Here is a 23,738-nt window from a genome sequence, read left to right on the forward strand (position 1 = left end):
AATATGCAAGTAGAGCTGTTATAAATAATTTTACGCTACCATAGGAAAAGTAAGAATAACTTTGGTTCCTTTTTTTAGTTCGCTATCAATCGAGAACGAGCCCATTTGCTTTTCTACTAGTTTTTTTACAATTCCAAGGCCATATCCTGTTCCTTTCTCATCAGCTGTACCTAATGTAGAGACAACTTGAGCATCAGAAAATAGAATTTCTAACTGTTCCGAACTTATTCCTACACCGCAATCCTCAACGGATATATCAATATAATCATTCTTTACGCTACAATTAACAATAATGGTTGATTTTGGGTGAGAAAATTTAATGGCATTTCCTATTAAATTTCTGAAAACAGTCTCCATCATTGCGTTACTAATTTTCAGCTTTAAGTCTTGTGGTAATTCATTAATCAATTGAATATCTTTGACACCACTATTGAACTTGAAAAATTCAAAAGTTTTGTCCACCACTTTTGCAATAGAAATTTCTTCAAAATTCACATCCAATTGATCAATATTTTTCTTACTCCAACTAAGCAAATCTTCTAATAATTCATTCCCCTTTGAAGCAGATTCTTTAATAAGATCAGCATATTCCTTTCTTTCCTGCTCATCTTTACTTTCTGCAATAAGTTCGACCAATAGATTAAGTTGATGAAAAGGAGTTCTTAGGTCGTGACCAATAATTCTAAACAATTGATCTTTTGAAGCATTCATTTTCCTCAACTCCTCGTTTTGCTTTTCGATTAATACTCTTGCCGATTTTATTTTGACAAAAAGAGATTGAACAAATTTTTTCCCGGCATATGCTATAAAACCTCCACCAGATACCAAAACAGCGCAAAATACAAATCTCCAAACCGAATAGTCTTTACCTATTGTAAATGCACAAATGATGATAAACAAAATATTCATCGAGTTGAGTATCAAAAGGTGTCTTGCTTGAATTAACGTACCAGCTGCAAATATTACAGTGGCAAAAATCATTTGCACGTGTAAGAAATTATATATAAAATCAAAACTAGGATCGAAATAACCTATAATAAATGTTGCATCAATGGCAAGTTTAATCGTATATAAAGATATTACAATCAAACCTTTTTTTGTGATCACGGAAAACTTTACTAAAGCTACTGCCAAGAGCAGTATAGAGACATTAACTATATCCCTCCATAGATATGAACTGAAACCGTTACTTAAATATTCAATATACCCGTGAAGCGTAGTACCTGGAAGAATGACACAAAAAAAAGGTGCCAATATCCTATCGTACGTAATTTTTTCTAAAAAGTTTATAGGTTTAATCATTACAACACCACGGTTACTATCTTAAATAAAAAAGGAACGTGCATAAATCACGAGTAAGCAAACATATGAAAATATCGTTAAAACAAACAAAATAATCGATGAAATGCATTTATTTAACAATTAATCATTAAAAAAGAAGGGTCAATAATACAAATGTGAATATTTTTAACTACTTATAATTGGTTTTATTTATTTCTACCTGTTGGTATTTATAAAGCTTTTCGTCTAAGTAATCATATAAAGATACCATGATACAGAAGCTTATTATTTTTACAGTGATTTATTCTTTTATGAATAGTCAAGTATTGGTGGAAAAGAAATATCAAAAGGAGTTTTATAATGATGGCTCAATCAAAGCTGAGGGCTGGATTATTGAAAATCAAAAGATAGGCTATTGGTATACGTACTATCCTAATGGAAATATTATGGAGCAGGGACATTTTAGAAATAACAAAAAAGATGGCTATTGGTATTTCTATTCTCAAAAAAACAATCTAATTAAAGAAGGGCATTTTATAAACGATAAAGCAGAGAAATGGTGGATTATTTACGATATTGCCACAAGTAATCGGAAAGATAAGATTACAAAAAAATATCAATATAGAAATAACAAAAAAAACGGATACTGTCTATTGTACAAAAATGACAAACTTTTTAAAGCCGAGAAATACATCAATGATCAAAAAACTGGAGAATGGACTGATGTTTTTAGTTTTAAAAAAGACAATCCCAATGCGTCCTTATAAATGAATCTCTCTATCAAAGTTATTATACCTGCATTTAATGAAGAAGAATCAATTGGTCACGTGATTAACGAAATTCCTGATTTGGTTTCTGAGATTATTGTGGTCAGTAATAACTCGACTGATAACACAGAATCTATAGCAAAAAAAGCGGGAGCAATAGTACTAAGAGAAGAAAGAATGGGATATGGATACGCCTGTCTTAAAGCGCTGGATTATATTGCATCTAAAAAAAATACCCCGGAAATTGTAGTATTCTTGGATGGAGATTATAGTGATTATCCAGAGGAACTGACTAAAATTATCACCCCTATTATCCAGCAAGACATTGATCTAGTTATTGGAGCAAGAGATAAAAAACTAAGAGAAGCTGGTTCTATGACTGTTCCTCAAATTTTTGGAAACTGGCTTGCCACGAGCCTAATGAGATTGTTTTTTGGCGCAAAATTTACAGATCTTGGCCCTTTTAGGGCTATCAAATATGATAAACTTCTGGAGCTGAATATGCAAGATAAAACCTATGGGTGGACAGTAGAAATGCAATTAAAAGCCATAAAAAAAAGTTTTTCATATACAGAAGTGCCTGTTCGCTATAAAAAGAGAATAGGTGTCTCAAAAGTTTCAGGAACCATAAAAGGTGCTATCTTTGCAGGCGTTAAGATTTTAAGTTGGATTTTTAAATATAGCTTTCAGTAATGGATATTGCTATCATTGTTATTTATACATTAGCGTTATTAATAATTTTCTTATACAGTTTAGCGCAGTTGAATTTGCTTTTCAACTATCTAAAAGCTAGCAAATTAGATGACAATTCTCCTACTTTTGACCTTTCCAAAGAAGAAGAAACCCCGTATGTCACTGTTCAATTGCCGGTTTATAATGAATTGTATGTAATGGAACGTTTATTGGATAACATTGCTCTTTTAGAATATCCAAAAGATAAGTTAGAAATACAAGTATTAGATGACTCTACAGACGAATCAGTCGATGCCACCGCCGCTCATATTGAAAAATTACAAAAGACAGGATTAGATATTCAACACATTCGTCGTGAAGATAGAACAGGATTTAAAGCAGGAGCTTTAAAAGAAGGGTTAAAAACTGCGAAAGGTGAATTTATTGCAATTTTTGATGCTGATTTTCTTCCCGGTAAGAAATGGCTGTTACAGACCATTCCATATTTCAAAAACGAAAATATTGGAGTAGTACAAACTCGCTGGGGCCATATTAATAGAGATTATTCTATGTTGACTAAAATTCAGGCGTTTGCATTAGATTTTCACTTTACCATGGAACAAGTAGGGCGTAATTATAAAGACCACTTTATTAACTTTAACGGAACCGCTGGTGTCTGGAGAAAGAAGTGTATCGAAGATGCAGGAAACTGGCAGGGAGACACCCTTACAGAAGATTTGGATTTAAGCTATAGAGCTCAGCTCAAGAAATGGAAGTTTAAATATCTTGAAGAAGTAGAAACTCCGGCAGAATTACCCGTGGTGATCAGCGCAGCACGTTCTCAACAATTTAGATGGAATAAAGGAGCTGCAGAAAATTTCCAGAAATTATATTGGAAATTGCTTAAAGATAAAACAGTTTCTTTTAAAACTAAATTTCATAGCTTCTTTCATTTACTGAACAGCAGTATGTTTTTATTAGTATTACTAGTGGCTGTATTAAGCGTTCCGGTAATGTATATTAAAAACAGTAATCCTATGTTTAGCTGGTATTTTAATGTAATTGCCTTTTTTGCATTGAGTACAGTCATATTTTTCTTTTGTTACTGGCATACTTTTAAGAAAATCCACAGCGGTGGGTTTTGGAATTTTATTGAATATGTAAAAATGTTTTTTACTTTTTTCTCTATAGCAATGGGGTTTTCTGTACATAATTCTATGGCTGTATTAGAAGGTCATTTTGGAAAGAAAAGCGAATTTGTGAGAACACCAAAATTTAATATCAATTCGCTTAAGGATTCCTGGAAAGGAAATAAATATGTCAACAAAAACATCTCCGGAAACACAATAATAGAAGCCTTGTTAATGTGTTATTTCGCATTTGCTTTATACAGTGCTTTTAAGCTTCAGGATTTTGGATTGTTTTTATTTCATATTATGCTATTCCTTGGATTTGGATTCGTGTTTTTTAAATCCATTACTTCCAAATTGTGATGACAAGTTTATGGAAATACCATAAGTTTTCCATTATCTTCACTATAGTTTGTGCTTTATTCTATTGGAGTTTTGCTTATCAATTAGAACGTACTGATTTCATCAAAATCTTTGGTCTTTGGGTAGGGTTATTTTTTCTTTCTTATAAGATTATTAAAACGAATCCTAATAATATCAAATTCTTAGCTGCTATCGCGTTAGGATTTAGAATACTATTTCTTTTTGCCATACCAAATCTCTCTCAAGATTTTTATCGGTTTATTTGGGATGGTAGAATGCTACTAGAAGGATTTAATCCATATCTATCATTACCAGAAAGCTGGATTGCTCAAGGCAATGCACCAATTACTCAAGCTCAAGAATTATATGATGGAATGGGCGCTCTAAACGGTAGTCATTATACCAATTATCCTCCAATTAGTCAATTTTGTTATCTGATTGCTGGAGTTTTTGCCGGAAAAAGTATCCTAGGTTCTGTTATTGTGATGAGAATTCTGATCATATTTTCAGATATCGGCACTTTTTTCTTCGGAAGAAAACTTTTACAAATACTCCATATTCCTGAAAACAGAATCTTTTGGTATCTGTTGAATCCTTTTGCTATTATAGAACTTACCGGGAATCTTCATTTTGAAGCAGTAATGATATTTTTCATTATTTGGTCTTTGTATTTATTACAAAAAGGATATTGGTATTGGGCAGCTATTGCTCTAGCGCTTTCTGTTTCAGTTAAACTAATCCCTTTATTATTTTTACCACTATTTTTTCAGAAGTTTATCACTGGATTCAATAACATCGACCTTAAAAACCCATTACTGAAGCTCATAGGGTTTTATGGTATTATCATTCTAATGACAATACTTCTTTTTGCTCCTTTCCTATCTTCAGAATTTATTACAAACTTTAGTGAAACTATTGGGCTTTGGTTTCAAAATTTTGAATTCAATGCCAGTATTTATTATATCATCCGTTGGATTGGTTATCAAACTATTGGATGGAACATTATTGGGACGGTTGGGAAGATTTTGCCCATGATTGTGATAGGTATTCTTTTACTACTCACTTTTTTCAGAAAAAACAACACCACAACTGAACTCATTACGGTGATGGTTATTGGTATTTGTAGCTATTATTTCTTATCGACAACTGTTCATCCTTGGTATTTAGCCGTTCCATTAGCACTTTGTGTTTTTACCAACTATAAGTTCCCGATTTGGTGGTCTTTTGTTATTATATTGAGTTATACAGCATATATACATCCTGATTTTAAAGAAAATTTATGGTTTGTTGCTCTGGAATATAGTATTGTATTTGGTATTTTTATTTTTGAAGTCATTAAGAACACGAAAAAAATCTCTGTAAAATCGATTTACAATTGAATCCTATACTACATCGCAGAAAATACTGCTTATTTATAGTATTATGTATTAGTAGTTTTACTTTTGGCCAAAATGTTAAAGCGGTATCAGATTCTCTACAAAACGAGTGGAAGCTATGCAGATATATGACAAATACACACTATTGCGAGTCCAATGATAGTAGATTAAGCTGTACCTATCATATTAATTTTGAAGAAAATAAATTTATATTAGTAAAAGATTTAGAAAAAATTGATACTGGAGATTTTGAAATTGAACGTCATAATGACAATACCTTTTTGATAAATTTCTACTCTGAATTTAATAATGAAATTTTAAAATTATTGGGGTCGAATACGGTAAAACTTTTTGATGAAAAAGAAAACGGTTTTATACTTTTGACAGAGTCACCTACCAATCTATTTATATTAAGAAAAATACAATAGCATTTTGAGAATTAATTTTAGAAAAATAGGAAGAAGATTATTACGATTCTTGGCATTTATTATCATCCTCATTCTCTGTGGCTATATTTTTCTATATGTCAAGCAGGAACGTTTCTTCTTTAATCCAAAAACACTACCTAAAGACTATGCCTATTCGTTTGAGCAACCTTTTGAAGAGATCAATATTGCGGTAGACGATGATGTAAATTTAAATGCTCTATTATTCAAAACCGATTCTGTTAGCAAAGGGTTGATTCTCTATTTCCACGGTAATGCCGGAGCAATCCACGAATGGGGAGAGCGCGCATATTTATATACAGAAAACAAATTTGATGTTCTTTTTGTGGATTATAGAGGATATGGTAAAAGTGATAGCTTTTATGAAGAAGAATCAGAATTATATAATGATGCTCAGAAAATATATGATTATGTCCTTTCTCGTTACGAAGAAAAAGATGTGATCGTGTTAGGGTTTTCACTAGGAACCGGATTTGCATCCTATACTGCGGCCAAGAATAACCCTAAATTGCTCATCCTAGAAGCTCCGTATTATGCGTGGAATGAATTTATTGCCAGCATGGCTCCAGTTCCGCAAGCATTAATCAACTATGAAATCCCATCATATAAATTTTTAGGAGAGGTAAAGTGTCCAATAAGGGTTTTTCACGGAACCAGAGATTTTCTGATCAAACCAGAAGAACATTCTAAACGCTTAAAAGAATTGTATCCGGATAAAATTGAGCGCACTCTCATTAAAGGTGCAGGTCATAGTGTGCATCTTACCAAACAGTATTATGATGAATTGAAGGAGTTACTGGCGAGGTATTAACAAAATAGAAGCGATGGATAATTATCCATCGCTTCTATTTTTAAATTTGTTAAATCCCTTTCAAATTACATCATCCTCAAGTTAATAACCTCTTGTTCGGTGAGTATTCGCCAATGGCCTCTGGGTAGATCTTTTTTGGTCAGTCCTGCAAAAATAACTCTATCGAGTTTTACAACATTATAATTAAGATGCTCGAAAATTTTAGTTACGATTCCATTTTTTGAAGACATTAACTGAATGCCTATTTCATTTTTAGCAGCTCCTTCTATGTATGAAATCTCATCCACTTGTATAAAACCCTCTTCTAATTTGATTCCTTTTTCGATTTTCTGAAAATCTTCAAATTTAAGATTACGATCTAACTCTACGTGAAATATTTTGCGAACTCCTGTTTTATGATGTGTCAATTTTTTTTCTAAATCCACATCATTAGTAAACAATAGCAATCCCGTTGTATTTCTTTCCAATCTCCCAACTGGTTTCAATAAGGATTTAGAAGCATTCGCTACCAAATCCATTACGGTTCTGGTTTTTTCAGGACTCATAGAAGTCACGAAACCTTTAGGCTTATTAAGTAGCACATATTCTTTCTTCTCCGGAGTAATAAGCCTACCGTCAAACTTAACTTCATCAGTTAGTTTCACTTTATACCCCATTTCTGTAATTGGTTTTCCGTTTACCCAAACACTACCGGTCTTAATATACAAATCAGCATCTCTTCTAGAACAAACTCCAGAATTAGCAACAAATTTATTTAATCGGATTTCATCAGAATCAGAAATCTTCTTTGGTGAGTTATTTCTATTTTTTATGGGAGCATTACCTCTGGCATATGACTTCCTTTTTGGATTACCTCCTTGTCTTCCACTCCCTTTTCCTCTATTGGAATTGTCTCCACGACTCATATCTTACATTTTTTGCAAAGATAGTTGTTTAGTTTTTAGAAATAACTACTATTTGTCACCAAACCTGACTGTAGTTTGGCGTTCTCTATTTACATTCAATTGTGTAATATCGGGTCTGGAATAATGCCCAACCGGATCAAAATTTTGACGTTCTTGTAAAACACGATTAAAATCCAAGGTTTCTATTAATAATCCTTCTGTATAAAGTACGGGTTCAAGAATCCATTCTCCATCAGGTCCTGCAATACATGAACCTCCATTACCTAAAACATCAGGTGCTTTTTTCAAGATTTCTTCTAAATGAGGTGTAGTTCGAGGAAAGTCTTCTTTACGCATAAGACTAGAAACCGAAATCACAAAGGATCTAGATTCTCTAGCTATAAAACGTGTAATATCTTTGGTATTATAATCACTTCCAGGCCAAACGGCTACGTGCAAATTTTCTCCTTGTCCATACAATGCTGTTCTTGGTAGTGGCATCCAGTTTTCCCAACAATTTAGGCCTCCAACCGTAAATGCTTTGAGCGAATGTACTCTAAGTCCATTACCGTCTCCCGGAGCCCAGGTTAGTCGTTCCTCGTATGTGGGTTGTAACTTGCGATGTACAGACTTGATCTCTCCTTGTTCATTTACATATACCAAAGATGCATACAAACTATGCCCTCCACGATCAATTGGTCGCTCAATAACTCCTAAATAAACTGCAATACTATTTTTCTTTGCTAAATCACAAACCTCATCCAGGTCTCCGTGTTCTATTATCACAGCATTCTGAGCATAATGGGCGTGAATTTCTTTCTGAACCTTACTATCAAATTGAGCACCATCGGTTAGCGAAACCCAAAAAGGATATCCTGGAAGCAAGGTTTCTCCAAACACAATTAGTTCTGCCTCTTTTGATGCGGCTTCTATAATTGAATTTTTAATTTTTTCAATAGTAGCTTTTTTATCTAACCAAACCGGTGATATCTGTGCCAATGCAACAGTGAGTAAATGATTCTCCATAAAAATGTCTTGGTTTTTGTCAGGATTTACAAATTTTAGGAATTTAGTTAACGAATAATTAACATTTAAAAAATTGAATTTCAAATAGTTGGATATAAAATTAACCTGGTCATCAAACCCTTTGATAACCTTAAGTTAACATTAGATTAGCTACAAAAATTTAATTATTCGCACTTCAACAATATCAAGATTTGAGAATTTAACACTAAACAAATCAATCCTCCTTCATACTCCTAAAGTAAACTTATAAAAAGTATATATTATTCAAAGTTCAATTTATGTTAAAACGTTCACTTTTTTACACAATGGTAAACTTAGGAACACATTCTAATAAAATTCAAACTCAAAAAAAACCATCTATCAAGACTACATTTGTCCTGTAAAATTTAAACAAACAACATTTTATAACTCAAATCAAAAACGCCTAAAAATGAAAAAATTAATTGTATTAGCAGTAGCGATTTTAGCATCAACACAGATTTTTGCCAATGACAAAAATACAGACGAAACTAATGAGCAAAAACTAAGAAGTGAAATTGCACTTTTACTAGACAAGCCACAAATCGAATTAGATAGTGATGAAATTAAAGCAAATATCGAATTTATTCTTAATGGTAAGGGTGAAATCGTAATTCTTACTGTAGATTCAGAGAAAGAAGCTGTAGAATCTTATGTTAAGTCCAGATTGAATTATAAAAAAGTTAATTCTAATATAATCAAAACTGGCAATAAAGTTTTTAAATTAAAACTTAAGGTATTGAACCCAGAGGCTTAACAGCTACTAAAAAACATTGGTAAAAGCAGTTGTATTTAAAAATACAGCTGCTTTTTGTTTTTAACGGAGAATTCTGTCTAAAATCAGATGAACATCAATCAATATAATACTAAACACTCCAGAAACAATCATCAGTTTCAGAATATTATGCAACCATATATAATGACTTCTATTATTTGATTTCCATAAAAATATCAAAAACAAAATTAAGAGTATTAAGCATATATAGAAATACAGGTACATATAGCCAACCTCATACTTTGTAAGTAGCAAATAAATAGGAATACAAGAGGCTAGTACGAGTGAACTAATTAATCTTTTAGAAGTTGTCTCTCCATAAATTATCGGTATGGTTTTATAATTCTGGGCAACGTCTCCTCTCAAGTTCCCAAGGTCTTTAACCATTTCTCTCATCACCAGCATCAAGAATAAAAAAGTAGCATGAACAAAAATAACTTCATCAAAATTTTTATAATAAATGAATACTGCAAAAAACGGTGTTATAGATAATGTTGAGGCAACAAAATTTCCTAAAAAAGGCATTTTTTTAAGTTTATGAGAATAGAACCAGATCCCAAAAACATACAAGGAAAAAAAAATAACAGCCCGGAAAGAAACATAACTGGCTAAGATGACTGAAAGAAAATTAAGCACAAAGTATCCAGTAAGCTTAGTGCGCTGACTTACTAAACGATCCAGCATGGTTTTTTGTGGTCTATTAATCAGGTCTTTTTCTCGATCATAAAAATTATTAATAATATATCCCGCTGCTATAACACCTGCTGATGCCAATACTATAACAAATAAATTTGTATCAAAAAGTACTTTTTTTAATGGGATATTAGGAGCAAGAATAAACACAGAAGTAAGATACTGCGCTAGTACGATAATCAGAATATTATAACCACGCACAATAGAAAAAAGGCTCAATAGCTTTAAAAGGATGAGCTTATTTTTTCTGGAAAACATTCTGTTGTAAACCTATTAAAAGTTGTATACTACTTCTAATTTATAATCTTTAAGAGCTGACTGGGCTTTGTCAAAATCCTGAGTAAATCCTAAGATATAACCTCCACCACCAGAGCCACATAGTTTTAGGTAGTACTCATTAGTTTCGATACCTTTCTTCCATAACTCGTGAAATTGTTTAGGAATCATTGGCTTAAAGTTATCCAACACAACATTAGACAACTGTTTTATATTAGAAAACAAAGATTTAATATCACCTTTCAAGAAATCATCAACACAGGCGTCTGTATGTTTTACAAATTGGTTTTTAAGCATTGAACGAAAACCTTCTTGTTTCATATTTTCCATAAAAATACTAACCATAGGTGCCGTTTCTCCCACAATTCCACTATCTAACAAGAAGACAGCTCCTTTTTTATAATCGACACTTTGAGAAGGAATACCTGCTGGTTCTATATTATCCTTAGAGTTTATAAGTATAGGCAAACTTAAATAACTATTTAAAGGATCCAATCCTGAACTGCTACCGTGAAAAAATGATTCCATTAATCCAAAAATCTCTTTTAGTTTTAATAGTTTATCACGAGTTAGATTTTCTAAGACCGTAATTTTGTTTTCTGCATATTTATCATAAATCGCAGCAACCAATGCTCCACTACTTCCTACACCATATCCTTGAGGAATACTACTATCAAAATACATTCCAGCTTTAACATCATCTTTCAAACGCTGTAAGTCGAATTTAACAATTCCCTTTTCCTGAATTTCTTCTAGATAATTTGTAAAATCTGTAAGACTTTTATTAGACTTAATGGCTTGTTCATCTGGATGATCAGATACTTTTAAAGCACCCTTAAAAAAATTATAAGGAATAGAAAGACCTTTAGAATCTTTAATAATCCCGTATTCACCAAATAAAAGTATTTTCGAATAAAACAGTGGTCCTTTCATCAGCTTGTTCTCCTTATATCTAATTTGTCTAACGATTTAGGATAAAGTTACAACAATTTTGCACCTAATCCTATTTTATCGCAAATATACTGTCCTTTCTGACAATATACAACTAACTCACTCTTAATGAAATCCATTACATTCTCCTTTTCTGCATTTGGATATAATAGGTGGACATTTGCTCCCGCATCCAATGTAAAACAGATCTTAGATCCTGTTTCTTTTCGATATTCCCAAACCTTATTGATCACGGATAATGTACTCGGTTTCATTAATATAAAATAGGGCAGAGAAGTCATCATCATCGCATGCAATGTTAATGCCTCACTTTCCACTACTTCAATAAATCCATCTAAATCTCCTGACATTAAAATATCTTTCAACCTTATAATATTTTTATTTGCCTGTTTAAATCTTTCTGCAGAAAAAGGATGGCCATGCATTAAATCGTGACCAACAGAACTGCTTACTTGTTTTTCTCCTTTATCAACCAGCAGAATAGTATCCTGATAATTAGTGAAATTTGCGTGAACTGGATAAGGAAATTTAATAGCATAGGCATCATTACTTCCTTCCACTTTATGATGTCTCCCCCATATCGTTATTGGCCCTTCTATGCTCCTACTGGCACTTCCGGATCCTAGCCTCGATAAAAATGAGGTTTTTTGTAAAAATGCTTCTTCTGTCATCTCAGGGTTCATTTTCTTTTCTAGCTGCATTAAACAAAAGGCCAATGCACTCATACCACTTGCAGAAGATGCAATACCACTGCTATGCGGAAAAGTATTGCTAGTTTCTATAACAAATTTATAATGATTAAGAAATGGAATAAAATCAGAAATTCTGGCAAAAAAACTTTTAATTTTTGGTTTAAAATCCGGTTTTGACGCTCCCTCAAAAAGCAGCTCAAATTGAAAGTCTTCTGAAACATTTTCTAATTTTTCATATCGTAAAGTAGTTTCAGTTTTACAATGATCCAGCGTAAAACTTATGGATGGATTTTCTGGTAATTGAACCGGTCGTTTTCCCCAATATTTTACTAATGCTATATTGCTTGGTGATGCACAGGAAGTTGATCCTTTGTTTGGTAATATTGAAGATATTTTAGAGATAAATTGACTATAATCACCCATAATGCAAAAATAATTTTGGCAAAGATAAACGGTTATGTGATTTTTAGAGTAAGCTAGTAAAAATAAATTGCTATTTTAGTATTTAACTAACTAATCCTAATGAAAAAAAAGTTACTTCGCATTGGTGTCGCTGTATTTTTATGCCTTTTAATAGGGTTTATGAGCAGTATTGCCACTCAAACATCGATTAACACTTGGTACGTAACTTTAAAAAAACCTTCCTTTACACCACCTAATTGGCTATTTGCTCCAGTTTGGACAACCCTTTATATTATGATGGGAATTGCAGCAGGAATTGTTTGGAGTAAAGGTTTTTATCATAAATGGGTAAAAACTGCGTTATATCATTTTGGGTTTCAACTTTTACTCAATGCTGCGTGGTCCATTTTTTTCTTTGGAATGCGCAATCCATTGATTGCACTTGTGGATATACTTGCCCTATTTATCCTATTATTGTTTACAATCAAGTGGTTTAAAGTTGTGAACTCTACGGCCGCTTACCTACTTATCCCTTATTTGATTTGGGTTGCTTTTGCGACTGCATTGAATTTTAGTATATGGCAACTTAACTAAACCAAGAATGAAGGAATAAATTATTTATGAACAAAAAGTCAATCGTCTTACAGACTACTTTAGAATTAATTACAAAACAAGGAATACAGGCAACTTCTCTTTCGCAAATCATCAAAGAATCTGGTGTTGCTAATGGAACTGTGTATCATCATTTTAAAAACAAAGAAGAAATCATAACCGAACTCTATTTAATGCTTACACAAGATTTTGGAACTGTGGTGATGCGTAACATACCAGAAGATGATATCAAAAAACAGTTTTCTACAATGTGGCTCAACCTGTTTCATTATTTTGTGAACAATCCACTTGCTTTCATATTTTCTGAACAAATAGCAAGATCTCCAGAGATACCGCAATCCCTAAAAGATCAAGCAAGACAGTATTACAGTGAAATTGAGAATTATTTTAAATCTGGGATTCGTCAAAAAGTTTTTAAATCATATAACTCTATGGTTATGGAGGAACTCTTTTTTGGCAACGTAGTTTCTATTGTAAAAATTCACGAAAATGAAAAAGTAAAATTATTGGATAAACATATCAATCAAGCAATTGAAATATCTTGGAAAGGTTTTTTAAGAGATTGAATGCCCTTCTAATCTTTAAAATTTAATATGAAATATCCTGCCAAATAATAATTTAGCAGGATATCTTGAGTTCTGATTTCAGAAATTATGACAATCAGGCTTCTAGATTAGTTAAATATCACTTTAACGCAAGAGTCCTTGTATAAATTCTTAACTGCCGCTTGTATCGCCAATTTAGCGTCTTTTGTCTGACCAATAGATTTTCCATTATAATACAAACTACCATTTCCTTTCCAAGAAAACTCTTCACTATGAGTTTTTATTAATCTAGAACCATCTTTTCTTGTAATCTGAAAAGATTCTAATTTCTGGCTGTACTCTAATCCGGCAGGAAAATATACTTCTGTAACAAACTTAGTATCGCCATTTCCATACATATAACAAACACATTCTCCAATATCCTTGGCCTCAGAGACGCGAACCATATTATTTTGAACTATCTTCCATCGGTCGTCGATCTTAACTCCGACCATATCCATCAACATCGTTCCTTTCTCGGCTAGTTTTTTATTGATAAAAGATTCAAAGGTTACCACGGCAGAAATGATTCCGGCATTATCTTTTTGACTTTGAAAAACAACCTTGTCTAACGTAAGTCGAAAGTTATAGTTATCATCATTAATAATATCATCTAATTGAGAGGAAACGTTCTTTTTGTCATAGTTTTTTCTGACTAAAGCACCTGATAAATTGACATAAACGGTATTACCGCTATACTTTTCGTCAAATAGGTATAAAACATCATTTTTTTTAGCCCCTCTTTCCAGATCGTTGATCTTATTTATATAATCCATCAATAGTTTTTTTATATGCTCTTCGGTACTGGCCTGAGCAAAAAACATACTATTGAGAATAAAAATAACGGTAAGTGCAAGTGTAATTTTTTTCATAGTTAATAAGGTAATGGTTAAACCTTTTTAAGGTACAAAAATTTACACAGATTTCCGATAAATACGCTGTAATTATAAAGTTAAAAAACTTAATTCCAACAGTTTACTCATCGTACTTAGGTTTCTAGCAGTGGCATCACAACCTAATTTTTTTTCAAAGAAATTACTGTTAAGTTTTGTCTTTCCGTATCCATTATAAGCATACAAATAGATTACATTTTTAGTAATTACAAACACCTCAGGATCAAAAGAAATAGAAGTGAATTCCTTTACTACGGCTGGATCCGGTTGATCAAATAAAAGCATAAAGTACATCTTTTTACCATCCATTTCGCTCTTTTTCAACGTATCCGCAAAAGGATTGTTTTGCAAAACTTCACTTAAAATTTGGCGAGTGATTACAAGTACAGAAATATCAAACCCGAACTGCTTTTTAATTCCTGCCTTGATCTTTGTTTGTATAACAGAAGGATCATCTAAAATATCTTTAAAAATTACATTTCCACTTTGGATGTAGGTTAGAACATCACTAAAACCTAAATCTTCAAAAGACTGTTTAAGGTCTGCCATTTTTATTTTTTTATGGCCACCCACATTAATTCCTCGAAGTAAAGCTATGTATGTATTCATTTATCCTGACGTAATAGCCTGAGCAGCAATATAAGCACCTGTCCAGGCATTCTGAAAATTAAATCCGCCTGTTATGGCGTCTATATTCAACACCTCTCCTGCAAAGTATAAATTCTTATGTCTCTTACTTTCAAAAGTTTTAAAATTTACCTCTTTAAGATCTATTCCTCCAGCTGTGACAAATTCTTCCTTAAATGTACTTTTCCCATTTACCTGAAAAACACCTTTGGTTAGTTCTTCTGAAAGTTTGTTAAGTTGGGATTTATTAGTATCTGCCCATCGAGTTGTACTCTCCATACCCGAAGCAGCAACTAAACTTTGCCAAAGCCTTTTGGGTAGTTCAAACTGAGTATATTTGGAAACTTGTTGTTTTGGGTTTTTATTTTTTAGCACTTTGAGTATATTCAATGCTTCTTCATGAGAATAGTCCTGTATCCAATTAACAATGATCTCAAAATTATATTGATAGGAATTTAACTCTATTGCTCCCCAAGCAGAAAGTTTCAAAATTGCCGGACCACTCATCCCCCAATGGGTAATAAGTAACGGACCATCACTTAATAATTTGGAGTTCTTTACTTGAACCGAAGCATTTGTAGCTATTCCTGGTAAACCTTTGATTCTATTATCTTTTATGTTAAAGGTAAACAATGACGGAACTGCATCAATCGTTTGGTGTTCTAAGGAATTAAGTTTTGTCCAAATTTTAGGATTACTTCCCGTAGCGATCATCAGTTTTACGGTTTCAAAATTACCTTGACTTGTAACTACTTTCCAGGCTTCCTTTTCTTGATAAAAATCTTTTACTGAATGATTCGTTAGAACCTCAATACCTAATCGTTTAGTTTCTGATAAAAAACAATCTATAATAGACTGTGATGAATCAGAAACCGGAAAAATCCTGCCATCATCCTCTATTTTTAATGCTACCCCTCGACTATCAAACCATTCCATTGTATCGCCTGTCATAAAAGTATGAAAAGGCCCTTTTAGTTCTTTTTCGCCTCTAGGATAATTTTTAGTCAATGCATCCGGAATAAATTCTGCGTGAGTAACATTACATCTACCTCCTCCTGAAACCTTAACTTTAGACAACACTTCTTTTCCTCTTTCAAGAATGGCTATTTTCAGGTTTGGATCGTTCTCTGCTACGTTTATCGCCGTAAAAAAACCTGCGGCTCCGCCACCAATTATCAATAGATCATAATGCATTACGCAAAATTAGGAAAATCTGTAATGATAGTGTCTACATTCCAATTTTTTGACAATTCAACCTGAGCCGACTCTTTTATTGTCCAAGTGTATATTTTATAACCTTTTTTCTGTGCCATTAAAACATCCTCTTTCGTCAAAGAATAGATCGGCGGATGTACAGAAAATGCTTTTAACTCTTCTGCTACGTTGAGAACATTAGTAACCTTCTTTTCTGTCAAAACTCCTAACCTAAATAAGGAAGTCATTGATTTTATCTGAAACAATTGAGAATGATCAAAACTAGATATAATGAAATGATCATGATTCCAGTTAGAATCTTTAATTCGTTTCTCTAACAATTCTATAACTGGCAAAGCGGTTCCAATTCCTTTTAGTTCTATATTTAGTTCACACTTAGCATCTATAAGCTCTAACACTTGGTTCAATGTAGGAATTTTAAAACCTTCTACAGTTCTATATCTTTTAAGTTCTTCCCAGGTAAATTCTGATACCTTTCCTTTACCATTGGTAGTTCTCTCTAATGTTTTATCATGAATAACTACCAGTTCTCCTGATTTGCATTTATGTACATCAATTTCGATACCATCAATATTATATTTCAAGGCTTCAGTTATGGATTCTAATGTGTTCTCGGCTACCAACCCGGCCGCCCCACGATGTCCAAATATTTTCATTTACTTAAAATTTTTTTTTCTGAATTACTAAAAAGCATATCCTATTGTGAATGATAGGATAGGAAGTATTACATTATCGGTACGTGTTTGCCCATATCCTATTCCGCCTTCAAAACCTATATGAAGCCAGTCAAAATAAGTTCTCTGTATTCCGTAAGTTACTCCAATTACTGATAAATCACTTTCATCAGTAAAAAGATCCTCTTCATTTCCTTCAAGAGTTTCAAGAAAGCCTTCTGTAAAATAATAGGTTCCTTTTAGCGCAATAAAATTACCACTGTTTTTGGATATATTTCTACCTTTTTCTTCTCTTTGTTTCAGGTTATAGTAGTATCGGTATTGGCCATCTATAATAGGAAGAATTGCAAAATTGGTTTCAGTATTTCCGTTAAAATCCTCACTGGTTCCAATACCCCATAAAAATCCGGCATTTAAGAGTATGGTTGAACTTTTTGTTACTCCAAACTCAACTTCTGCTCCCGGAGCTAAAAAATTTATTCGAAATTGTACCGGTTCTACTTTTGCTACATCCTGAGCAAAAGATGAATACCCAAATAAACTACACACTAAAATTAAAATTACTTTTTTCATTGATTGATTTTTTTTAAAAGTCAAATATGCACAAAAAAACGCCTTAGAAAAACTAAGACGCTATGATTTTATACTTTTTTAGCACTATTTAAACGCAGCAATTCCAGTTATATCCATACCTGTAATTAACAAATGAATATCGTGAGTCCCTTCATAGGTAATCACACTTTCCAAGTTCATCATATGCCTCATAATACTATATTCTCCTGTAATCCCCATTCCGCCAAGAATTTGCCTTGCTTCTCTGGCAATTTTTATAGCCATTTCTACATTATTACGTTTTGCCATGGATATTTGTGCAGAAGTAGCTTTTCCTTCTTCTCTTAATACGCCTAATCGCCAAGCAAGCAACTGTGCTTTGGTAATTTCGGTAATCATTTCTGCCAATTTCTTTTGCTGTAACTGTGTTCCTCCGATAGGCTTATCGAACTGAATCCGCTCTTTAGAATATCGCAAAGCAGTATCATAACAATCCATTGCTGCTCCAATAGCTCCCCAGGCAATTCCAAATCGAGCAGAATCTAAGCAACTTAATGGAGCTCCTAGTCCACTTTTGCCTGGCAATAAATTTTCTTTAGGTACTTTTACATTATCAAAGATAAGCTCTCCTGTTGCAGATGCACGCAATGACCATTTATTATGGGTTTCTGGAGTTGAAAAACCTTCCATTCCTCTTTCTACGACTAATCCGTGAACTCTTCCTTCTTCATTTTTTGCCCAAACTACTGCTATATCTGCAAAAGGAGCATTAGAAATCCATAATTTGGCTCCATTTAGCAAATAGTGATCCCCTTTATCCTTAAAATTGGTCGTCATACCTCCGGGATTAGATCCGTGATCCGGTTCTGTAAGTCCAAAACATCCCATAAATTCGCCCGAAGCCAACTTGGGAAGATATTTGTTTCGTTGTTCTTCACTTCCATACTTCCAAATAGGATACATCACCAATGATGACTGTACTGAAGCTGTTGAACGTACTCCAGAATCACCTCTTTCTATTTCCTGCATAATCAATCCATAACTTATTTGGTCTAATCCTGCTCCTCCATATTTCTCAGGAATATAAGGCCCAAATGCTCCTATTTCTGCAAGCCCTTTAATAATTTGGTTTGGAAACTCAGCACGCTGGGCATATTCTTCTATGATCGGAGACACATCCCTTTTTACCCAACTGCGTGCAGCATCACGAACCAATTTATGTTCATCTGTTAAAAGTTCATCTAAATTATAATAATCTGGTGCTTCAAAAAGATCGGGCTTCATTATACTCTGTATTTAATTTTTAAACTATTTTTAAAATCTTAGGTTCTAAACCGCTAACAAATGTAATTAATGAAAAAAGAGCAACCAATTTTTTTTGACTTCTTAAAATAAAACTAAATTTATTAGAGATATTTAATAGTAGGAAATCTGTCATAGATTTACATCGACAAGATCATAAATTACTATTTAAATGTGGATAATTTCCGCATTTCGAAACCATCTTCTACACATTTCTGATACTCTTAACATTATTATGAATTTGTTTAAAATTCTGTTTATCAGATTTTTAAGCCACTACAATGATTCTAAAATCATCTGGCACAATTATTCCATTTTATTAAACAACAAAATGAAGAATAATTAAAACCTAAAAACAAAATGAAAAATTTATTTGTATTACCAGTATTAGCTTTCGGACTTTTAGTAGGAACTCAAAGTATCAATGCAAACGAAGTTTCTTCTGAAGAGACATTAGAAGTAACAATGCAGGAAAAATATATCGACTTAGCAGTGGAGAATTTGCCACAACCTGTTCTTGATGCAGTAGCTAGAGATTTTAAAGGAGCTACTATTAGTAAAGCTGCTGCAAAAGAAGATGCTTCAGAATTTAAACTAGAGCTTACAAAAGAAGACGGAGAAACAGTAGAAGTACTTTGTGATGCCGAAGGAAACTGGGTAGGACAAGACTAATTTGTAAAAATCTTAAGAGCGTTAATTTGTAGAAATACAATTAAACTTCGTAGAGTGATTGAATTTGGAAAAGAGGAGGATTCTTATGATTCTCCTTTTTTTTTGACATCAATTCATCCTACATTTTGAGATAAAAATCTTTGGTTAACGCTTTGTATTGTTGAGTATACCGATGCCTAGTTTCTTCTATAATCAATATTTCGGGATCCAAATCTAAACGTTCAAAACCAAACAATAACATACTTCTTTTAATGTCTGAAGAAGGATTTCCTTTCACCCTCGTAATTTTTTGAGGGTACAAACCTACTTTTTCTGCAATGTCTGTGCAATTTTTTTCTTCCTTATAAGGCAGTATTACTGCAAACTTTCCTTTTTCTGATAATAAATGAGCTGCTCCAATAAATAAATGTTCAAAGGGCAATGCATCTTCAAAGCGTGCTGTATCACGACCTACATCGTCAGATTTATAATCATCTGTATAAAATGGAGGATTACTGATCAATAAATCATATTGGTCGTCTATCTCCTGAAAAAACTCTTGAAAGGAAGCATGGTAACAAAATAGCCGATCTCCCCAATCTGAAGCTTCAAAATTTTCTACCGCCTGTTCGTACGCCGAGTCGTCGATTTCCATTGCATCAATGATTTCTGCGTTAGATCGTTGAGCCATCATTAATGCAATAACACCTGTTCCTGTTCCAATATCAAGAATTGCATTCACCTGATCAGAAATAGGAACCCACGAACCCAACAGAACACCGTCTGTACCAATCTTCATAGCACAACGATCCTGATGTATCGTAAATTGTTTAAATTGAAACGGTTTGGACATTCCTATTGTAAGTAAAGATCTATCAATCCTTCTGGAGTATTTACAAAAACAGTATTTGTTTCTCTATCCACTTTATCAATAAATTCGTCATTCATCGGTATTAAAATTTCAATACCTTCTCGATCTATCTCAAAAAGTGCCTGAGCTGTACTATCATTTATATGTTTGATAACACCGACTTCTCCAAATGAACTATCAACAATCTTAAAACCTATTACTTCGTGAAAATAGAATTTATCACCTTCAAGTTTAGGCAGAAGGCTTAAGGGCAGATATATTTCAGCCTTCATCAAATCGTCTGCATCCTCCTCAGAATCTACATCTTCAAATTTTACACGAAGCAAATCACTTTTGTGAAGTGAACTTTTTTCTATAAAAAATGGAACCAGATTTTTGTTATAACTAACAAAAACTGATTCCAAATTTACATAACTTTCGGGTTCATCAGTATCGAGTTTTATCAACACCTCACCCTTAAAACTAAATTTGCTTACGATTTTGCCTAGATAGAAGCAATCTTCTTTCTTCATCGTCAATAATGCAACTATTCTTCCTCGTTGCTAGCTTCTTCAGTTACTTCTGCTTCTGATGCTTCTGCGGCGGCTTCTTCTGCTTTTGCAGCGGCTTCGGCCTCTGCAGCTTCAGCCTCACGCTTAGCATTCACTTCTTTTTCGGCAGCAAGTGCTTTTGCTTTAGCATCAGCCTCCTCTTTTGCTAAAGAGTCTTTTTTAGCACCTACGGCACCTTCTTTTTCCTGCAACCAAGCATTGAATTTTTCCTCTGCTTGCTCTTCAGTTAATGCGCCTTTTTTAACTCCACCGGCTAAGTGATTCTTAAGCAACGCACCTTTGTAAGAAAGGATAGCTCTAGCAGTATCAGTAGGTTGAGCACCATTTTGTAACCACTTTACAGCGCCATCGATATTTAAATCGATTGCTGCAGGGTTCGTATTTGGATTGTACGTACCGATTTTTTCTAAAAATCTACCATCTCTTTTTGCTCTAGCATCAGCTGCTACGATCCAGTAAAAAGGTTTTCCTTTTTTACCGTGTCTCTGTAATCTAATTTTAACAGACATATGAATTAATTTTTGGGTACTCGACCCCGGTTATAATTAAGTGCGCAAATGTAATCATTTTTAACAAATTAGCATCAAAATACAACGCCTTTCTTTTTGTTCTAGAAATCCACTACAGTTTACGAGAAAAGAAATACGCTAAAAAGATAAAATTAAAAAGAAAGACGTGTCTGTAAAAAACCTACTTTTATTTAAATGAAATTAATTTTTTGTGTATTTCACCGATGTTTTTAATCATTAGTCGTCAAAAATTATGTTTTTTGTTTGAAAAAAATTGTTTTCCTGAAATTTTCATTATATGTTTGTACTTAAATATTTAGTGATGGTTTTACCGTGATTAGATTTTTAAAGCCCCAAGCGTATGATTAAAAAAATTACTCCTCTGATAGCAGTTATCTGCTTACTTTTTAATTCTTGCACCACCGATGTAGAATTTAATACACCCGGATTACAAGCAACTATTGATGGAAAATTATTTAGACCTGATATAAGAAAAGCGATTATACACGATGACGGTACCTTAGTAATTGTTGGAAATACAGGTACCGAATCGATCAGTTTCACAACATCATCTACAAATGTTGGAACTTACCGATTAGAATCTCAAGCCATTAATAAAGTGAGTTTTGAGGAAGATAATGTAAAATTTATTTCGGAAGATGGCATAAGCAATGGCCAAATAGAAATTACTGAAATCCATAATAATCAGGTTTCTGGTAATTTTTATTTTGAAGATTTAAAAGGAAGTAATGGACAATCCAAGAGCTTCAGAAATGGATGGTTTTATAAACTACCCATAGAAAATTTTGTTCCTGAAGTTGAAGAGGAAGAGGAAGAAATTATTATTAATGTCGAAGAAGAGGAAGAAGAGGAAGAAGAAATCAACCCTTGTTTACTTAACGCATCTTTAACTGCTTTGATTAATGGAAACGAAATGATCACTGATGATCATGACGCTATCCCATTTGGAGTAAATAACCCTTCTATCCTTATCAAAGCTAATAATGAGGACGAAGAGATAACCATTGTTTTTCCTATAGATGTTACAGTCGGAACATACTCACTAGCTGGGTCAGGAGATTTTAGCGCAACTTATAGCCTGTATAATGATAAGTCATCAGCAGTAAGAGGAACTCTTACAATTACATCGCACGACACCGAATCCAAATGTATTAGTGGAAGTTTTGAATTCGCCACTGCAAGCGGAGTAGCTGTCACCGAAGGGCGATTTGATTACGGATATTAAATTACATTACTCAACTATAGCTCGAAAAGCGTTCATCATTATTGTTATGATGAACGCTTTTTCATTTAACATATTTAACAAATAGATAGCCTACTATTTGTTAATAGTCGTTAAATAATCATAAACCCTGTTAAACCGCTTGACATAGGCGTTTTTATGCCTTAGGTTATAAATGATGTTAAACAATAAACATCTTTAAAGAACTTATTGAAATTTAAAAATGCAAAAGATTATGAAGTACACAGAAAAAATTACAAAAAGATTAAATGATTTATTGGAAAAAAATTATGACGCAGAAAAAGGATATCAGACCGCTGCAAATAATGTCAATAATAGTGCGCTAAAAAATTATTTTGAGAGTCGAGCGAAAGAGCGCTATGATTTTGGACACGAGCTGAAAAATGAAATAAAATTGTATGGAGAGACGCCAGAAAAAGGAACCAGTTTTACGGCAGATGCGCACAGAGTATGGATGAATTTTAGAGCTGCCCTATCAAATAATGACGAAGAAGCCATTCTAAAGGAAACCATTAGAGGAGAAAAATCTTTTATAAAAGAATATAATGATATTTTAGAAATGTCCTCTTTACCAGAAAGTACCAAAAGATTAATTTTGAAACATCGAAGTGTAGCATTAAGCGCCTTAGAAGATGTTAAGAAATTTGAAAGCATCGAGGCATAAAATTATTTTGAAAAGTAAATGTACTTAACACAGACATGTTCACTGTACATTTCATTTATAGTTATGAAAACCGAAATTTAGACTTCGGTTTTTTTTATTATATACTATCGTTAATAACTGTAAACAACTTTTCGCTACACAAGCATCTGTTTTACTTATTTTTGTAAGTACTTTTTTTCAAAAGTAAAACCCTGTCGAAACTGATT

General features: G+C 33.0%; 27 protein-coding genes. 12 read left to right on the plus strand and 15 right to left on the minus strand.

What is annotated here, in order from left to right:
* Positions 1 to 30: 30 nt before the first annotated feature.
* A complete protein-coding gene (locus ACE94K_RS01500) occupies positions 31 to 1,302 on the minus strand; it encodes a sensor histidine kinase (RefSeq protein WP_378178935.1) in 1,272 nt (423 codons plus the stop codon).
* 290 nt (positions 1,303 to 1,592) lie between these two features.
* Here ACE94K_RS01500 and ACE94K_RS01505 point away from each other — a divergent pair, with 290 nt between their 5' ends.
* The 6 genes from ACE94K_RS01505 to ACE94K_RS01530 all read left to right on the plus strand — a co-directional run bounded on the left by ACE94K_RS01505 (position 1,593) and on the right by ACE94K_RS01530 (position 6,846).
* Positions 1,593 to 2,048 carry a toxin-antitoxin system YwqK family antitoxin gene (locus tag ACE94K_RS01505; RefSeq protein WP_378178941.1) on the plus strand — a complete coding sequence of 152 codons (456 nt, stop codon included), beginning with the start codon at positions 1,593 to 1,595 and terminating at the stop codon, positions 2,046 to 2,048.
* A complete protein-coding gene (locus ACE94K_RS01510; RefSeq protein WP_378178944.1) occupies positions 2,049 to 2,741 on the plus strand; it encodes a glycosyltransferase family 2 protein in 693 nt (230 codons plus the stop codon).
* Positions 2,741 to 4,213 carry a cellulose synthase family protein gene (locus ACE94K_RS01515; RefSeq protein ID WP_378178947.1) on the plus strand — a complete coding sequence of 491 codons (1,473 nt, stop codon included), beginning with the start codon at positions 2,741 to 2,743 and terminating at the stop codon, positions 4,211 to 4,213. The genes ACE94K_RS01510 and ACE94K_RS01515 overlap by 1 nt, the downstream gene beginning before the upstream one ends.
* Positions 4,213 to 5,592 carry a mannosyltransferase gene (locus ACE94K_RS01520; protein WP_378184192.1) on the plus strand — a complete coding sequence of 460 codons (1,380 nt, stop codon included), beginning with the start codon at positions 4,213 to 4,215 and terminating at the stop codon, positions 5,590 to 5,592. Before ACE94K_RS01515 ends, ACE94K_RS01520 begins: the two co-directional genes overlap by 1 nt.
* 125 nt (positions 5,593 to 5,717) lie before the next feature.
* Positions 5,718 to 6,017: a hypothetical protein gene (locus ACE94K_RS01525; protein WP_378178950.1), complete on the plus strand. Its 300-nt coding sequence runs from the start codon at positions 5,718 to 5,720 to the stop codon at positions 6,015 to 6,017.
* Between the two features lie 4 nt (positions 6,018 to 6,021).
* The gene (locus ACE94K_RS01530; RefSeq protein WP_378178953.1) at positions 6,022 to 6,846 is read left to right on the plus strand and encodes an alpha/beta hydrolase; all 825 of its coding nucleotides are present in this window, start codon (positions 6,022 to 6,024) and stop codon (positions 6,844 to 6,846) included.
* A 65-nt stretch (positions 6,847 to 6,911) separates the two neighbouring features.
* Here ACE94K_RS01530 and ACE94K_RS01535 read toward each other — a convergent pair whose 3' ends face one another.
* Together ACE94K_RS01535 and ACE94K_RS01540 are read right to left on the minus strand one after the other, a co-directional pair.
* A complete protein-coding gene (locus ACE94K_RS01535; protein ID WP_378178956.1) occupies positions 6,912 to 7,751 on the minus strand; it encodes a pseudouridine synthase in 840 nt (279 codons plus the stop codon).
* A 48-nt stretch (positions 7,752 to 7,799) separates the two neighbouring features.
* Positions 7,800 to 8,756, minus strand: a complete 957-nt coding sequence (locus ACE94K_RS01540) for a carbon-nitrogen hydrolase family protein (protein ID WP_378178959.1) — start codon at positions 8,754 to 8,756, stop codon at positions 7,800 to 7,802.
* A 430-nt stretch (positions 8,757 to 9,186) separates the two neighbouring features.
* Here ACE94K_RS01540 and ACE94K_RS01545 point away from each other — a divergent pair, with 430 nt between their 5' ends.
* Positions 9,187 to 9,531 (plus strand): hypothetical protein, encoded by a 345-nt coding sequence (locus tag ACE94K_RS01545; protein ID WP_378178962.1) that lies wholly within the window; start codon positions 9,187 to 9,189, stop codon positions 9,529 to 9,531.
* A gap of 60 nt (positions 9,532 to 9,591) precedes the next feature.
* Here the strand turns inward: ACE94K_RS01545 and ACE94K_RS01550 are convergent, their stop codons facing one another.
* Genes ACE94K_RS01550 through ACE94K_RS01560 form a run of 3 tightly spaced genes read right to left on the minus strand, consistent with a single transcriptional unit; the run spans position 9,592 to position 12,584 of the window.
* Positions 9,592 to 10,500 carry a geranylgeranylglycerol-phosphate geranylgeranyltransferase gene (locus ACE94K_RS01550; protein WP_378178965.1) on the minus strand — a complete coding sequence of 303 codons (909 nt, stop codon included), beginning with the start codon at positions 10,498 to 10,500 and terminating at the stop codon, positions 9,592 to 9,594.
* A gap of 15 nt (positions 10,501 to 10,515) precedes the next feature.
* Positions 10,516 to 11,451, minus strand: a complete 936-nt coding sequence (locus ACE94K_RS01555) for a mevalonate kinase (protein ID WP_378178968.1) — start codon at positions 11,449 to 11,451, stop codon at positions 10,516 to 10,518.
* A gap of 47 nt (positions 11,452 to 11,498) precedes the next feature.
* Positions 11,499 to 12,584: a diphosphomevalonate/mevalonate 3,5-bisphosphate decarboxylase family protein gene (locus ACE94K_RS01560; RefSeq protein ID WP_378178971.1), complete on the minus strand. Its 1,086-nt coding sequence runs from the start codon at positions 12,582 to 12,584 to the stop codon at positions 11,499 to 11,501.
* 99 nt (positions 12,585 to 12,683) lie between these two features.
* On the opposite strand from ACE94K_RS01560, the gene ACE94K_RS01565 reads away from it, so the two are divergent.
* Positions 12,684 to 13,157 (plus strand): TspO/MBR family protein, encoded by a 474-nt coding sequence (locus ACE94K_RS01565; RefSeq protein WP_378178975.1) that lies wholly within the window; start codon positions 12,684 to 12,686, stop codon positions 13,155 to 13,157.
* A gap of 26 nt (positions 13,158 to 13,183) precedes the next feature.
* Positions 13,184 to 13,741: a TetR/AcrR family transcriptional regulator gene (locus tag ACE94K_RS01570; RefSeq protein WP_378178978.1), complete on the plus strand. Its 558-nt coding sequence runs from the start codon at positions 13,184 to 13,186 to the stop codon at positions 13,739 to 13,741.
* A gap of 107 nt (positions 13,742 to 13,848) precedes the next feature.
* Here the strand turns inward: ACE94K_RS01570 and ACE94K_RS01575 are convergent, their stop codons facing one another.
* The 6 genes from ACE94K_RS01575 to ACE94K_RS01600 all read right to left on the minus strand — a co-directional run bounded on the left by ACE94K_RS01575 (position 13,849) and on the right by ACE94K_RS01600 (position 19,004).
* Positions 13,849 to 14,631, minus strand: coding sequence for a hypothetical protein (locus ACE94K_RS01575; RefSeq protein ID WP_378178981.1), 783 nt, complete (start codon positions 14,629 to 14,631; stop codon positions 13,849 to 13,851).
* A gap of 72 nt (positions 14,632 to 14,703) precedes the next feature.
* Positions 14,704 to 15,261: a DUF1697 domain-containing protein gene (locus ACE94K_RS01580; RefSeq protein ID WP_378178984.1), complete on the minus strand. Its 558-nt coding sequence runs from the start codon at positions 15,259 to 15,261 to the stop codon at positions 14,704 to 14,706.
* Positions 15,262 to 16,473, minus strand: a complete 1,212-nt coding sequence (locus ACE94K_RS01585) for an NAD(P)/FAD-dependent oxidoreductase (protein ID WP_378178987.1) — start codon at positions 16,471 to 16,473, stop codon at positions 15,262 to 15,264. It lies immediately after the preceding gene.
* Positions 16,473 to 17,150: a glycerophosphodiester phosphodiesterase gene (locus ACE94K_RS01590; protein ID WP_378178990.1), complete on the minus strand. Its 678-nt coding sequence runs from the start codon at positions 17,148 to 17,150 to the stop codon at positions 16,473 to 16,475. Before ACE94K_RS01590 ends, ACE94K_RS01585 begins: the two co-directional genes overlap by 1 nt.
* Before the next feature lie 27 nt (positions 17,151 to 17,177).
* Positions 17,178 to 17,741, minus strand: a complete 564-nt coding sequence (locus tag ACE94K_RS01595) for a hypothetical protein (protein WP_378178993.1) — start codon at positions 17,739 to 17,741, stop codon at positions 17,178 to 17,180.
* 84 nt (positions 17,742 to 17,825) lie between these two features.
* Entirely contained in the window at positions 17,826 to 19,004 is a 1,179-nt protein-coding gene (locus tag ACE94K_RS01600; RefSeq protein WP_378178996.1) for an acyl-CoA dehydrogenase family protein, read from the minus strand.
* A 378-nt stretch (positions 19,005 to 19,382) separates the two neighbouring features.
* On the opposite strand from ACE94K_RS01600, the gene ACE94K_RS01605 reads away from it, so the two are divergent.
* On the plus strand, positions 19,383 to 19,694 hold the full coding sequence (locus ACE94K_RS01605; RefSeq protein ID WP_378178999.1) for a hypothetical protein: 312 nt from the start codon (positions 19,383 to 19,385) through the stop codon (positions 19,692 to 19,694).
* A gap of 118 nt (positions 19,695 to 19,812) precedes the next feature.
* Here ACE94K_RS01605 and ACE94K_RS01610 read toward each other — a convergent pair whose 3' ends face one another.
* From ACE94K_RS01610 to ACE94K_RS01620, 3 genes are read right to left on the minus strand one after another with little or no spacing between them, the layout of a single operon-like run.
* Positions 19,813 to 20,526: a tRNA1(Val) (adenine(37)-N6)-methyltransferase gene (locus ACE94K_RS01610; RefSeq protein ID WP_378179002.1), complete on the minus strand. Its 714-nt coding sequence runs from the start codon at positions 20,524 to 20,526 to the stop codon at positions 19,813 to 19,815.
* A 2-nt stretch (positions 20,527 to 20,528) separates the two neighbouring features.
* Complete coding sequence (rimM, locus tag ACE94K_RS01615) at positions 20,529 to 21,056, minus strand: ribosome maturation factor RimM (RefSeq protein WP_378179005.1); 528 nt, start codon at positions 21,054 to 21,056, stop codon at positions 20,529 to 20,531.
* Between the two features lie 14 nt (positions 21,057 to 21,070).
* Positions 21,071 to 21,604, minus strand: coding sequence for a 30S ribosomal protein S16 (locus ACE94K_RS01620; protein ID WP_378179008.1), 534 nt, complete (start codon positions 21,602 to 21,604; stop codon positions 21,071 to 21,073).
* 361 nt (positions 21,605 to 21,965) lie between these two features.
* On the opposite strand from ACE94K_RS01620, the gene ACE94K_RS01625 reads away from it, so the two are divergent.
* Both ACE94K_RS01625 and ACE94K_RS01630 read left to right on the plus strand, forming a co-directional pair.
* On the plus strand, positions 21,966 to 22,850 hold the full coding sequence (locus ACE94K_RS01625; RefSeq protein ID WP_378179011.1) for a DUF6252 family protein: 885 nt from the start codon (positions 21,966 to 21,968) through the stop codon (positions 22,848 to 22,850).
* A gap of 232 nt (positions 22,851 to 23,082) precedes the next feature.
* A complete protein-coding gene (locus ACE94K_RS01630) occupies positions 23,083 to 23,532 on the plus strand; it encodes a PA2169 family four-helix-bundle protein (RefSeq protein WP_378179014.1) in 450 nt (149 codons plus the stop codon).
* Positions 23,533 to 23,738: the final 206 nt, after the last annotated feature.

Origin of the sequence: Aquimarina besae (genome assembly GCF_042434905.1) — a bacterium.
Classification (GTDB): Bacteria; Bacteroidota; Bacteroidia; order Flavobacteriales; family Flavobacteriaceae; genus Aquimarina.